Below are 13,110 nucleotides of genomic sequence, written 5' to 3'. Positions count from 1 at the left end.
CTAAGATCATTGGCAATTTTAGATAACTTTAACGCGAAACGTTTTAACGTCGCTGAATAAATAACAAACGCACCCATATCTGAGCTGGCTTCAATTAAATCTTCCGCTTCAGAAAACTCAATACCAGTAAGCTCAGATAATTTATTAATGGCGATAGTGCCATAACCTCTTTGGGTATTAATACCGGTACCAACAGCGGTACCACCTAGGTTAATCTCGGTTAGTAATTTACCCATGTTTCTTATTAGCTTGATGTCTTCCCTTAAGGTGGAAGCAAAGCTTTTAAATTCTTGACCCAGGGTCATAGGTACAGCGTCTTGCAGTTGAGTTCTGGCTAACTTTAAAATACCTGAAAACTCTTTCGACTTATGAGTAAAGCTTGCTACTAGCTGCTCAACGGCAGTCAGTAACGACTCTTGATTAAGTAATACCGCTAAACGTACCGAACTTGGGTAAACATCGTTGGTTGATTGCGACATATTTACATCGATATTCGGGTGTAAATAGTGATATTGGCCTTTCTCATGATCCAGTAATTCTAAACTAATATTTGCCAGTACTTCATTAATATTCATATTACTTGAAGTACCCGCGCCTCCTTGGATCATATCGATAGCAAAGCTTTTGTTAAACTGCCCCGTTTGAACATATTCAGCCGCTTTAATAATGGCATTGGCTTTGACTTCATCTAAGAATTTTTGTTGTAAGTTAGCCGTGGCACAAGCCGACTTCACATAAGCCAAAGCATTAATCAGTTCAGGGTAGTCAGTTAACTTTTTTACCGATAGCTTAAAGTTATTTATTGCGCGCTGGGTTTGAATGCCATGGTAGCATTCTTGGGGAATTTCCATGGTACCGAGTAAGTCTTTTTCTATGCGATAAGTGCTGTTTTCTTTGAGTGAGGAGATGCTAGCTGACATTGTTATTACGGGTCGATGGGTAGTGGCGCTAAGGTAATAATTGCTAAGGGTTATTACCAGTGCCTATTTGAAAGACTAGTTATGCAAGTTGTGCATAGTGTCGCTCTATCCTCATATTTATAGTGCTGATAGGTTTATCTTATGAAAATGTTGCCAGATTTTTTTTTGAAAATAATGCTTGTTCTGCATTTTTTTAGCGCGATAAAGCCGTAATGATAATTCCGGTTGCCATTGTTCATCACCGGCAATGACTAATTGTTGGCTGGCTAATTCGGTCGCTAAGCTAAATTCAGGGATCCAAGCAACACCTAAGCCTTTTAACGCCATCATTTTTAAGCTATCTGCCATGGGAGACATCAGCATTTTATTAAAATTAACTTGCTGGCCTTTATTTTTAATTAGTTTACTGACAACACGGTCGAGGTAAATATTTTCTTGGTAGGCTAGATAAGGCACGCTACTTTTTGGCTGTGATAATTGATAGATGGCTTCACCTTGCTCGTTTGCCTGACAAACCGGTAATAACTTCACCTTAGCCAATAAAATAGAATCATGGTGGAAATCATCAAGTAAGGGGTCACTAAAGGCGAGTAAATAATCACAATGGTTATGTTTGAGTAAGTTGGCACAATCGTCGGCATCAGCAATTTTGAGTTGGGTATCAACAGTAAATGGCAGTTTATTGATGTGTTCAACGATAGAGGGGAAAACGCCGATTGATAGCGTATGTGTTGCTGAAAATATCAACGGTGTCCGTAAGGTTTGCTGTTGTAGTTCTTCACTGAGTAAATCGAGTTCAGTGAGTATTTTCTCGGCACGTTTTAAAAATATCTCACCCGATAAGGTTAATTGTAGTGGTTGGTGTAAGCGATTTACCACTTTGCAATTCAGTTTACTTTCCAGCGCTTTAATTCTGCGGCTAAATGCTGGCTGACTGACATGGCGAATTTCCGCAGCTTTGGAAAAATTACGAGTTTGTGCTAATACCACAAAATCTTTAAGCCATTTAGTTTCTATATTCATCTTGCCACTTTCATCAGCGTTTTTACTTATTTTTTATTATTGATGGTACCGGTAATTACAGTAGTAAATACGGTGGTGAAGGTCGCTTTGTTTACCTAGGTGCACAAATTAGCTTTTAATTAGCAGTAAAGCCAGTAGGTCAAACGAGCTGATTTGTATCTCATAGGGATGCGGACACTTTTTAGCTCGTTACCTATAAGTCTCGGTACTTAATTGTTTCGACCTAATGAAAGGCGGCTGCCTATAGGTAGTCGTTTTTATTGGACGAAATTTAGTTATTTAAGCAGGATGCTAATCTTTTTGATACTTAGGGTGTAATTTTAAATAATCACACCAAACACTAAAGTGGGTGTGGTTAAAGCGTACATCCGTAGCGGTAAACCACCTAGAGGCTTCTATTGCTTTAAGGCGAAATAGTATCTTGTGGCCATCAATGGCGACATGGCAAATTAAGTTCTCCATGGTGGCATTGCTGACTTGTATTTCGGAAAAACCCTTGATATTACGTTGATGCTTTACCGTTATTTTAGGCATGGCTAATGCGCTTGTAGCAAGTAATAGCAAAATGAAAAAAGCCAAGGATTTACTGAGCATAATTCTGTTTTTTAAAATCATTTAGAAAATAATATTAAGTTTAGCATTGAAAGCCAAATAAGTGTCTCCATAACTTATAACAACGCAGTAATTACATTCTAGTTATAGTAATTCAATTACAATATATAAAAATATGCTCAGTAGAAGCATTTACAAGAGATAAAATCATGGCTAATTTTGTAGCAATTAAAAAAGATAAACATCAAAACCTTAAAGTTTCACAAAAACGAAACTTAGCACATGTTGCTAATCAGCATATTATCACTATCACTGCTGCTGAATATGCACAAGCTTCTGCAAGTTTCCCTATTGTATTGGTAAAAAATCCAGATTCACCACGTTACCGCAGTGTTGCTATGCTGGGTATGGAGTCGGGTGAAAACTTATTTTATCAAGATGAAAAATGGTCAGGTCTAACGGTTCCTCAAAGCATTGGCATGGCACCATTTGCCTTAGGTCTAGATCCAGACAAAGAAAACACCTTAACGGCTTGTGTTGATGTTGATAGTGAATTTGTTGGTGAAGATAAAGAGTTAGCCTTATTTGAAGCTGAAGGTAAAGAGTCCGAATTATTAACTAATGTGCAAAACTCTCTTGGTCGTTTATATGAAAATGAAAAAATGACAGAGAACTTCATTAAAGAGCTAGAAGAAAACGATTTACTACAAGAGCTGGAGTTAAAAATTGACTTAAGCACTGGTGAGAAGAAAAAACTGACCGGTCTTTTCACGGTAAATGAAGATAAAATAAAAGCATTAGCTGATGATAAAGTTTTAGACTTCCATAAACGTGGTTTATTTGTACCTATCTATGCAATGTTAGGTTCACTTGCACAAATGAATCGCTTAGTGCAACTTCGTAACCTTACTGGTAAAAACCAAATTGCTGGCATTCAAATAGCACCATTAGCGAAGGAAGCAACGAAAGAAACCGTTGCTGAGAGTTAATGAAATTGTAAATCACTAGTTGGTTTTTTATGAAAGAAAAGGGGCTTTAGCCCCTTTTTTGTGCTTTTCTGTTAAAAAAAGTACGTTTTAATATTCCTGTGCTGGTGCACCTGTGGTAATTTAGAGGCAGTAGTTGATTTATAATAATGAGAATAAAATGATCGATAAAAGTAAACTTTCTAAGGACATAGAAGAGCAGATACAAAGCTTAGCAAGTGATGTTTACATTCAAGTAGAAGAGAAGTTAACTGACTTGATAACTGCTGCGGTTAAAGCGGAAGTTAACCAAAATACCGATCAACAAAGCAAAGATTTATCAGCAAAAGAACATTCATTACAGCAACAATTTTCTGGCAAACAGCAGCTACAAGCAGAAGAGTTGCTAAAGCTCAAGCAAGCTTTAGCAGAAAAACAAGCCGATGAAGAAACAACTAAACAGAACTTTCAAGTAGAGCTCACTCAAAATACCATCAACTTTACCGAGACGATAGAGCGCTTAGAAAAAGAACTCTTCAAGACAAAGCAGCACAGTACTCAACAGCATGACGAAAAACAAAGTAGTGACTATAAATTAGAAGAGAAATTACTTGAAATTGAACAAGATTTAAATGATAAAAGTCAAGAGGTTGATGGCTTAAATGGCCGTATCATGGTGTTAACAGAACAAGAGCAAAGTTTAACCAAGCAACTTACTGCAGCTAAAGAAAAAATCCAATTCAGTGAAAGCCAACAAAGCGAAGCTATCTCAGTGATTAAGGTTCAATCAGCAGCGTCAACCAAGCAGCAGCTTGATGTGTTAACTGAAAAGCTTCAGTTAAGTGAACAACAGCAAAGCGAAGCAATGACAGTCATTAAAGCTCAAGCTGAAGCCTCAGCCAAGCATCAAATGGATGTTTTTGCAGAAAAATTGCAGCATGCTCAGAATGAAGTCAGCCATGCTAAAGCTGAAGCGCAACAAACGAATGAAAAAGTCGCCGAGGGTTTACAGCAAAAAATTATCAGTTTAAATGAGCAAATTAAACAAGAGCAAAATGGCAAGGCTGAATTGCAACAGCAGTTATCAGCCCAGCAAAAGTCTATAGATACTGAGCAGGATAAAAATAAGCAAGCTGGGCAAAAAAGCTCAGACCTCCAGGCTAAGATTGTTCAGTTAGCAGAGCAAGCGAGACAGACAAACTCAGATCATCAGGGGCAATTAGTTAAGTTTAAAGAGCAAGCTGAGCAACAAGTATCAGACCATCAGATACAAATAGTTAAGCTAAATGAACAGGCCGCCAGTGAGCAACAAAGTCAGCTTGATGAAATAAAGCTTATTAATTCAGCGACTGAACAAGCAAAACAATTACAAGCAATGGCGCAACAAAAAATTATTGAGTTAGATAAAGCTAATGAGCAGCTGACTAAGCAAATTGCCACTGAACAAAATGATATAAAATTATATCAACAGGAGGTTGTTGTGCTTAATGAGCAAGTTAAGGTCGCCCAGGAGGGCCAAGAAAACATCTTAAATCGCTTTAATAGTAATCGCGATAAGCAAGAGCAAGAAAATGATAAGGTGAGAGAAACCATTAAGTTCTTACGTGATGAGAATCATGATCTTATTGGTGTTAATGGTGAGCAAGCGACTAAATTCACCGAACAAATCCATGATCTAGAACATAAATTGACCGAATATCGTTTGAAGTTCGAGTATGCTCAAAAACAATTAACCAGCTAATTGTTTCGATATTTATACCCGTTACCAATCAAGATACATGTTTCAGAGTGCTTGAGCAATTTCAATTCAAGGTGCTGTGATTTATAATGGTTATTCCATTATAAATCACAGCACCGATGAAGTAATGTTGCTCAAGCGCTTCTTCGATGGGTTTAAAATGACTTTATACCGCGTTACATAATCAAAGCATAGAATGACTATGTTTTAATTATTATTCTTGCCTAAAGTCCTTTAAATTCCCACTGAAATCCTGCACTTTGAGTGGTAACGGGTATACAAATCAGTCAAGACAATACCAAGCTTATTCGCATTTTGAAGAAGCTTGGGTATAATCCAGTTAATTATTGTAACTGAGTACATACCCAAGTGGCTATTCACCTTCCTTTCGCCAAGTTAAGTCATTGGCACCAAATTGCTTTTTCTGCGGCTTTACTTGAGCGCATGTTACCTAATTATCAAATGTTTAGTGAAGCTGCTGATTTTGGTAATGCGAAAGTTTTACGTAATCAACTCGATATTCTTTGGCAATGGCTTGATAACAGTCAAACAGTGAAAATTAATAGTGATGCTCAGCTACTCAAGTTAGAAGCTGAAACTCCGGACCCTGAAGCGTTTGATTTTTTCGGTGTTTTCCCTGCGTTAGATGCCTGTATGGCGTTATCGGCTATGTGGCAATTAATGCAAGTTAAGCCAGTAAAGAAACAGAAAGCAGCAGAAATTGATATTGACGATATCCAAAGTATCAGCCGCCTGTCTTACAATAGTGTTAGTTATTATGTTGAATTACTTTTACTTGAAGAAGCCGGTGAGGCTAATGATGGTACTCAACATGATGCCTCAGAAGAGCTTGTTATCACGCTAGAGCAAATTAATGAGCATCCACTTATGCAATGGGAAAAAGACACACAAAATGAGTTGTTCGATTTCCTAAAATTTGCCACTGCCGATAAGCGTACCTGCAAGTTAGCTAGAAAGATGAGTTTATCTGAAGGTTTATCTAATTTGGGTATAGAAATCGTTTAGTTCCAGAAAAATCACAGAAAAAAATAATAATCATATAGGAAGTTTTTATGAAGTTACTCAGTAGGACGTTGTTTTCAGTAACACTAATTTTGTCTTTAGCTGTTCCTGCACAAGCAAGTAGCATAGCTGAAAAAAATAGTAAAATTGAACAAGCCATTAGCCAAGCTATGGATACTTTTCAGGTACCCGGTGTAGCTGTTGCTATTGTTAAAAATAACAAGGTGGTGATGAGTAAAGGTTTTGGTGTTATTGAGCAGGGCAAGTCGGCTAAAGTTACCGTCGATACTTTATTTGGCATAGCTTCTAATACCAAAGCAATGACCGCTGCATTATTGGCTAACTTGGTAGATGAAGGGAAGTTGACCTGGCAAACTAAAGTCATCGACGTTATTCCTGAATTTCAAATGCCTGACGCTTATGTCACCCGTGAATTCACTATTGTTGACTTGTTAGCGCACAACTCAGGTTTAGGCCTAGGCGCCGGTGATTTGATGATTTGGCCGAATACTAGCTTAACAAATGCCGATATCCTTAAAGGCTTAAAATATTTACCGGAAGTATCGAGCTTTCGCAGTGAATTTGCTTACGATAACTTGATGTATATTCTTGCTGGTGAAGTGATAACTCGTATTACTGGCCAACCTTGGCAAGAGGTTATTCAACAGCGAATTTTCACTCCCCTTGGTATGGACAATACCCGGGCAACGTATTCATTGATTGAGAAACAAAATAAAAATGTTGCCAGAGCGCATGTGCCACTTAACGGCAAGTTAAATGTAGTTGGCGGTAATTTCTTAGAAAAATTCTCATCGGCAGGCTCAGTTGCTTCAAGTGTGCATGATATGAGCTTTTGGTTGCAAGCGCAGCTTAATCAAGGGGCGTACGGCGATATCCTTGATGCTGACTTAGTTGATGAAGGTAGTGTTGATGGCAATGCATCACGTTTGTTTTCAGCCAAGCAAAGCCGAGCAATGTGGCAGCCGCGCACCTTACTCTCTGTTTCGGATAAAGCGACTAAACAAGATAAAACCCATTTTTCTGCCTACGGTTTAGGCTGGTTTATGAAAGATTATCATGGTGTGAAGTTAATTCATCACAGTGGTGGCATCTTAGGTATGGTCTCTAAAGTGGTATTAGTACCAGAAGAAGATCTTGCTATGGTGATTTTAACCAATCAGCAATCAGGTTATGCTTTTAATGCCATCTATTTACAAATTTTAAATGAATACCTTGAGTTACCTGAAAAAGATTGGATTGCTTATTATTATGATAAGCAGCAAAAAAGTAAGGCCAAAGAAGAAAATCGCTTAGAAAAAATGGCAGACTCGGTAAACAAAAATGCCAGTCACTCACTGGTACTCGCTGAATATGCGCAAACTTATGTTGATAATTGGTATGGCGAAATTCATATTAGCTTTAAAAATAATAAACTGCATATGCAATTTGGCAATACTGCAGCGTTAAAAGGCACTCTAGAGCATTACCAGCATAATACTTTTATTGTCCGTTGGCATGATAGAACCCTAGAGGCTGATGCTTTTGTTAACTTTAACTTAAATGCAGAAGGTAATATTAGCTACGCCACCATGAAAGCGGTATCGCGGGCGACAGATTTTAGTTTTGATTTTCATGACTTAAAACTAGTGCCTAAAAAGTAACTTAATAGTTATTTTATCAATAAAAAAGCAGTGCTATCGGCACTGCTTTTTTAGTTTTTATTTATCAATATTAGTTAAGCCAAGCAACTGTCGTTAGATTGTTAACGAAGATATTGTGTTTTAGCTTGTCGTTTATGAATAACATTATTGATATCTAATTGGGCGTATTCATCCGATGCTTTTACCTTTGCACCCTCATGTTTTAATAACCAGAGTTTACGTTCAATACCACCAGCATAACCAGTTAAAGAGCCATCAGCACCAATGACACGGTGACAAGGGACAATTAAGGTGATCGGGTTGCGACCATTAGCACCGCCAACAGCTTGAGAAGCCTTAGGTTTATTGAGCATTTTGGCTATGTCACCGTAGGACTTTACTGTACCAAAAGGAATTTCTGTTAGACAGTTCCATACCGATTGCTGAAATGGCGTGCTTTGCGGGTCAAGTGGTACGGTAAAAACCTGACGTTGTCCGGAAAAGTATTCAGTTAACTGCTGCTTACATAGATCTGTGATGTTATTAGTTTTGCTATCAGCTTTATTATTGGCAGAAGCGTCATCGCCGCAAACTTTATTGCCACAAGGTTTTTCACCGCTAACTTTATCACCACAAACTTTATTGCCACAGAAAATGGCTTGGCAGATACCTTGCTCAGTTGCCATAAATTCAAATAAACCTAATGGCGTGTCGAGATAGTCGATAAACATACTTTTTGTCTCCATAAGTCATTCCCATAAGTTAACTGCATTGCTGTGATTTTCAGAACATTATTTTAACTGTCTGTTTCCACAAATGAAATTAGCCTTGATATTGATAAAGTTGATAGACAACCTGACCGGTGACTTTCTCTTTGAGTAATTGCCAATTCGCTGGTATAACCTGCGTACTTTCGGCTTCCATCTCAACATAAATAAGAGCTTCTTCGGCCAAGCCATAGTTATTTAATAATTGCGCTGCTTGCTCTACTAGTTGCTTTCTAAAAGGAGGGTCGAGAAAAACTAAATCAAAGGGCTTTGCTGCGTTTACCGTTTGCTCTGCTTTAATAAAACCTTCTTTTAGAAACGAAAGCGCATCACTATTAATAACAGTGACGTTATCAGCTTTAAGTAGCTCTTTATTGGCTTGTAGTTGCTTAGCAGCCGCTCTATGTAATTCTACCAAAGTTACTTGGGCGGCACCGCGTGACAAAGCTTCAAAACCTAAGCCACCAGAGCCAGCAAAGCAATCTAAGCAATTAGCTTGATTAATGTAAGGCATGAGCCAGTTAAAGACAGTTTCTTTAACTCTATCGGTTGTTGGTCGTAAACCCTCAGCCATTAATACCGGTAATTTTCGGCCTTTATGTATACCAGAAATAATACGGATCTTGCCGCTAGGTTTACCATGACCTACCCCTAGAGGGGGCTTTTTATTATGTTGTTTTTTTGCTTGTTTCATATCACTGACAATTTTGTTATTAAGTGCTAATATAGCGCCAATTTTATCCTTGTTTGGCCTTTATACCAAGTAGATTAATTAATCCAATTGGTTTAACCCCAAACAAATTCATGCTGTTAAATATTAGGTAGCTAAAAGTGTCGAAGAAAAAAGGTATGTTGTCTTGGTTTGGCTTTGGCAAAAAAGCCAAGCAAGCGAGCGTTGAAGAAAGCACAGAAGAAACCCTAGCAGTCAATAGTAAAGAGCTTCTTCCCTCCACCAAACCTGAGCAACAATCTATCGCTGAGCCTGTAGAACAACAAGTTCAGAAAATAGTCGAGCCAATTGTCGAGCAAGGCAGCGTTCAAACAAGCGAACAGTTAAACGAGCACTCCGCTGAACTTGAAACCGAACAAACAGTGGTACAACTTCCTGAGCAAGTTGCCGAGCAAGAAACTATTAGTCCGGTTGTCGATGACGCAGTTCTCAATAGCCAAGATAATGATGTCGAGATTGCTGAGCCGCTAGCTGTTGAATCAAGCACAGAGCCAGTACTTGCGCCTGAAGCTGAAGAAATAATTCCAGCTGTTAAAACTGAAACAACCAGTGCCTTGGCGAGTGACTTAGTCAGTGAAGAGTTGCCTGATGCCAAGTTATTAACCGAAATGGCAGCAGCTGAGCAAGTTGCAGATGTTGCTGCAGTTGAGCCAGAAAACGAGTTAGCATTAGATACGGCAGAAAAAACAGACAGTCCAGTTGCTCTTACTGCAGAAGTGGTCGAAGTTAAAGTTGAGCCTAGCGTTGCATCAAAATCTGAAGAAAAAGCTGAAACTAAGCTGGGTTTCTTTGCTCGCTTAAAACAAGGTTTAAGCAAAACTAGACAAAATTTAGGTGGCGGCTTAATTGACTTGTTTCGCGGAAAACAAATTGACGATGACTTGTTTGAAGAGTTAGAAACGCATTTGTTATTGGCCGATGTTGGTGTTGAAACCACCATGAAAATTATCGATTCATTAACGCAAAGCGCGAGTCGAAAACAGCTAAAAGATGCTTCAGCCTTATATGATTTACTTAAAATAGAATTAAAGAAAACCATTATTAACGTAAGTCAGCCTTTAGTTATCCCTGAGGGTGAAGGTCCTTTTGTCATCCTAATGGTTGGCGTAAATGGCGTTGGTAAAACCACCACCATAGGTAAACTAGCTAAGCAATTTCAAGCACAAGGTAAATCAGTAATGTTAGCTGCAGGCGATACTTTTAGAGCGGCAGCTGTTGAGCAATTACAAGTTTGGGGTGAGCGCAATGATGTTCCCGTTATTGCCCAGCACACAGGAGCTGACAGTGCTTCGGTTATTTTTGATGCCATTAGTGCTGCAAAGGCACGTAAAGTTGATGTCCTTATTGCTGATACTGCGGGTCGTTTACAAAATAAAGCTCACTTGATGGAAGAGTTGAAAAAAGTCGTCCGGGTGATGAAAAAATTAGACGTTAATGCTCCGCATGAAGTGATGTTAACCCTTGATGCGGGCACCGGGCAAAATGCCTTAAGTCAAACCAAGTTGTTTGATGAAGCGGTCGGTTTAACGGGTTTAACCATAACTAAGCTAGATGGTACCGCTAAAGGTGGTGTTGTCTTTGCTATTGCCGATAAACACAATATCCCTATTAGATATTTAGGTGTAGGTGAAGGCATCGATGATTTAAGACCCTTTAATGGTGATGACTACATCGAGGCAATTTTTAGTAAATAAATATAAATTGATACTCAAGCCACTGCACAGTAATGAATTGCTTAGCAATATCGAGCAAGCATGTTGAAGTCGTTTGAGTATTCTAGGGTAATTGTGCTAAGTTAGCCTGCTAACCACGGCGAAATATAAAAATAATATGATTAATTTCAATAAGGTAAATAAAACCTATCCAGGCGGTTTTCTGGCATTAAAACAAGTGAGTTTTAGTCTGGAAAGCGGTGAAATGGCGTTTTTAACCGGCCATTCAGGTGCAGGTAAAAGTACCTTGTTAAAATTAATCTCCTTAATGGAAAAACCTAGCTCTGGCAGCATCCAAGTAAATCATACCGAACTAGCCGATATTCAATACAAACAAGTACCTTATGTACGTCGTGGTATAGGTATGATTTTTCAAAGTCACAACTTACTAAAAGACCGCACTGTTTTTGATAATGTCGCGCTACCTTTAATTATCGAAGGTGTCAGTCACAAAGAAATTAAAAAGCGTGTTGCAACCGCATTAGATAAAGTACATTTATCGGCTAAGTTAAAATGTTATCCACATATGCTTTCTGGCGGTGAACAACAGCGTGTTGGTATTGCCCGCGCCATAGTTAACAAACCACCTATTCTGCTAGCCGATGAACCAACCGGTAACTTAGATCCCAAATTATCCCTAGATATTATTCGTTTATTTGAAGAGTTTAATGCCGCAGGTGTCACTGTGTTAATTGCTACCCATGATTTAGGTTTAATTGCCCGGATGAAATACCGCACTCTGACTCTGAAAGAGGGCACCATGATTAATGATGGTATTGTTGACGGCCTACAAGCGCAGGGGGCTACTGATGAGCAATATTCATAGTAGTGGTTTAAAAGCACGTTCAAGCTTATTGGCGCGGATATTAACCTTACCCATACGACATGTTCAGCAAGCAATAGGTAGTTTAGGGGATTTATGGCGTACACCTTTTACTACCGTGATGACTATTTTTGTTTTAGGTATCAGTTTGGCATTGCCAGCAACCCTGCACCTTTTTGTTAAGAACGCTGAGCAAGTTAGCGAGCAATGGGACAGCGCCTCGCAAATCACCTTATTTCTAAAGCTATCCACCAGTGAGCGAAGTGCTCAAAACCTGGTAAAGCGCATTAGCCTTTATAACGACGTCGCAGACGTTCGTTATATTTCCGCCGAGCAGGCATTAAAAGAGTTTAAAGTTTTATCTGGTTTTGGCCAATCACTGGAATATTTAGATAAAAACCCCTTGCCAGCGACACTGCTGGTGACACCTACACAAAGAGCCAGCCAAGCACAAGCGGCTAATGCCTTATTAGCAAAACTGACTAATGAACGTGAAGTTGAACAAGGTAAGCTCGATTTAGAGTGGTTAACACGTTTAGAAGCCATAGCACGCTTAATTGAAGATATTGTCCTTGGTGTCGCACTGTTGTTATGTTTATCTGTGGTGCTTATTGTCGGTAATACCATTCGATTAGCGATATTAAATGAAAGAGATGCTATTGCTATTATGAAATTAGTTGGCGCAACCGATAGCTTTATTCAACGACCCTTTTTATATTCGGGTATCTGGTACGGTATATTTGGCGGCATACTTTCATATATAGCCGTAACACTACTTGCTTGGTACTTAGGTTATGCCATAAGTGATTTAACTGAGCTTTATCACAGTAGCTTTCAATTACAGGGACTATCGGGCAGTGAAGCGTTAATGCTGATAGCTTTTGCTGTTGCACTTGCTTTACTTGGTAGTTATATCTCGGTAAGTCAGCATATCAAAGCAATAGAGCCTAATGCGGATTAACTGCTAATGCCAGGTACGGTAAGTTATTTTCTTGTTTATTCGGTGGATTAATACTATTAAACAACGCCATACATAAACTGTCACATTTAATTCATATACAATTTGAAAGATCGACTTGTGTTGCCCTTTCTCTTAGGCTATGTTCATATCCTCGCTATCGCAAAGAGTGGCAATATATGTTATTATCGCGGGCGAATTAAAGAAGAGAACGGAGATATTTTTATGAGTCAAACAATGCAACTTACCTTACCCAAAA

Annotated in this window: 12 protein-coding genes; 7 read left to right on the top strand and 5 right to left on the bottom strand. The window is 38.7% G+C overall.

Going from position 1 to position 13,110, the window contains the following annotated elements:
* From HRT50_RS14365 to HRT50_RS14355, 3 genes are all read right to left on the bottom strand, one after another.
* On the bottom strand, nucleotides 1-920 hold a 920-nt coding region (locus HRT50_RS14365), incomplete at its 3' end, for a lyase family protein (RefSeq protein ID WP_291615667.1).
* Between the two features lie 117 nt (nucleotides 921-1,037).
* Nucleotides 1,038-1,943 carry a LysR family transcriptional regulator gene (locus HRT50_RS14360; RefSeq protein ID WP_291615665.1) on the bottom strand — a complete coding sequence of 302 codons (906 nt, stop codon included), beginning with the start codon at nucleotides 1,941-1,943 and terminating at the stop codon, nucleotides 1,038-1,040.
* 291 nt (nucleotides 1,944-2,234) lie between these two features.
* On the bottom strand, nucleotides 2,235-2,537 hold the full coding sequence (locus HRT50_RS14355; RefSeq protein ID WP_291615663.1) for a hypothetical protein: 303 nt from the start codon (nucleotides 2,535-2,537) through the stop codon (nucleotides 2,235-2,237).
* Nucleotides 2,538-2,704: 167 nt separating this feature from the next.
* On the opposite strand from HRT50_RS14355, the gene HRT50_RS14350 reads away from it, so the two are divergent.
* From HRT50_RS14350 to HRT50_RS14335, 4 genes are all read left to right on the top strand, one after another.
* A complete protein-coding gene (locus HRT50_RS14350; protein WP_291615661.1) occupies nucleotides 2,705-3,484 on the top strand; it encodes a SapC family protein in 780 nt (259 codons plus the stop codon).
* Nucleotides 3,485-3,641: 157 nt separating this feature from the next.
* Nucleotides 3,642-5,201, top strand: coding sequence for a hypothetical protein (locus tag HRT50_RS14345; RefSeq protein WP_291615659.1), 1,560 nt, complete (start codon nucleotides 3,642-3,644; stop codon nucleotides 5,199-5,201).
* Between the two features lie 366 nt (nucleotides 5,202-5,567).
* Entirely contained in the window at nucleotides 5,568-6,224 is a 657-nt protein-coding gene (locus HRT50_RS14340; protein WP_291615657.1) for a YjaG family protein, read from the top strand.
* A gap of 47 nt (nucleotides 6,225-6,271) precedes the next feature.
* A complete protein-coding gene (locus tag HRT50_RS14335; protein WP_291615655.1) occupies nucleotides 6,272-7,882 on the top strand; it encodes a serine hydrolase in 1,611 nt (536 codons plus the stop codon).
* Nucleotides 7,883-7,983: 101 nt separating this feature from the next.
* Here the strand turns inward: HRT50_RS14335 and HRT50_RS14330 are convergent, their stop codons facing one another.
* Together HRT50_RS14330 and rsmD are read right to left on the bottom strand one after the other, a co-directional pair.
* Complete coding sequence (locus HRT50_RS14330) at nucleotides 7,984-8,592, bottom strand: methylated-DNA--[protein]-cysteine S-methyltransferase (RefSeq protein ID WP_291615669.1); 609 nt, start codon at nucleotides 8,590-8,592, stop codon at nucleotides 7,984-7,986.
* Between the two features lie 91 nt (nucleotides 8,593-8,683).
* A complete protein-coding gene (gene rsmD, locus HRT50_RS14325) occupies nucleotides 8,684-9,322 on the bottom strand; it encodes a 16S rRNA (guanine(966)-N(2))-methyltransferase RsmD (RefSeq protein WP_291615653.1) in 639 nt (212 codons plus the stop codon).
* A 137-nt stretch (nucleotides 9,323-9,459) separates the two neighbouring features.
* Between rsmD and ftsY the strand changes: the two genes are divergently transcribed.
* The 3 genes from ftsY (at nucleotide 9,460) to ftsX (ending at nucleotide 12,854) form a co-directional block, all read left to right on the top strand.
* A complete protein-coding gene (gene ftsY / locus HRT50_RS14320) occupies nucleotides 9,460-11,052 on the top strand; it encodes a signal recognition particle-docking protein FtsY (RefSeq protein WP_291615651.1) in 1,593 nt (530 codons plus the stop codon).
* Nucleotides 11,053-11,188: 136 nt separating this feature from the next.
* Nucleotides 11,189-11,896, top strand: coding sequence for a cell division ATP-binding protein FtsE (ftsE, locus tag HRT50_RS14315; protein WP_291615649.1), 708 nt, complete (start codon nucleotides 11,189-11,191; stop codon nucleotides 11,894-11,896).
* Complete coding sequence (ftsX, locus tag HRT50_RS14310) at nucleotides 11,880-12,854, top strand: permease-like cell division protein FtsX (RefSeq protein WP_291615646.1); 975 nt, start codon at nucleotides 11,880-11,882, stop codon at nucleotides 12,852-12,854. Before ftsE ends, ftsX begins: the two co-directional genes overlap by 17 nt.
* Nucleotides 12,855-13,110: the final 256 nt, after the last annotated feature.

It is taken from the genome of Colwellia sp. (assembly GCF_013215345.1).
Taxonomy (GTDB): domain Bacteria; phylum Pseudomonadota; class Gammaproteobacteria; order Enterobacterales; family Alteromonadaceae; genus Colwellia.
The sequence above is the reverse complement of the archived record's forward strand: the minus strand, read 5'-3'. Positions and strand labels throughout refer to the sequence as shown.

What these genes read in the sequence shown, in the direction of transcription:
- HRT50_RS14360 (WP_291615665.1), bottom strand. Translation starts at nt 1,943, where the DNA reads ATGAATATAGAAACTAAATGGCTTAAAGATTTTGTGGTATTAGCACAA.
- HRT50_RS14355 (WP_291615663.1), bottom strand. Translation starts at nt 2,537, where the DNA reads ATGCTCAGTAAATCCTTGGCTTTTTTCATTTTGCTATTACTTGCTACA.
- HRT50_RS14350 (WP_291615661.1), top strand. Translation starts at nt 2,705, where the DNA reads ATGGCTAATTTTGTAGCAATTAAAAAAGATAAACATCAAAACCTTAAA.
- HRT50_RS14345 (WP_291615659.1), top strand. Translation starts at nt 3,642, where the DNA reads ATGATCGATAAAAGTAAACTTTCTAAGGACATAGAAGAGCAGATACAA.
- HRT50_RS14335 (WP_291615655.1), top strand. Translation starts at nt 6,272, where the DNA reads ATGAAGTTACTCAGTAGGACGTTGTTTTCAGTAACACTAATTTTGTCT.
- HRT50_RS14330 (WP_291615669.1), bottom strand. Translation starts at nt 8,592, where the DNA reads ATGTTTATCGACTATCTCGACACGCCATTAGGTTTATTTGAATTTATG.
- rsmD (WP_291615653.1), bottom strand. Translation starts at nt 9,322, where the DNA reads ATGAAACAAGCAAAAAAACAACATAATAAAAAGCCCCCTCTAGGGGTA.
- ftsE (WP_291615649.1), top strand. Translation starts at nt 11,189, where the DNA reads ATGATTAATTTCAATAAGGTAAATAAAACCTATCCAGGCGGTTTTCTG.
- ftsX (WP_291615646.1), top strand. Translation starts at nt 11,880, where the DNA reads ATGAGCAATATTCATAGTAGTGGTTTAAAAGCACGTTCAAGCTTATTG.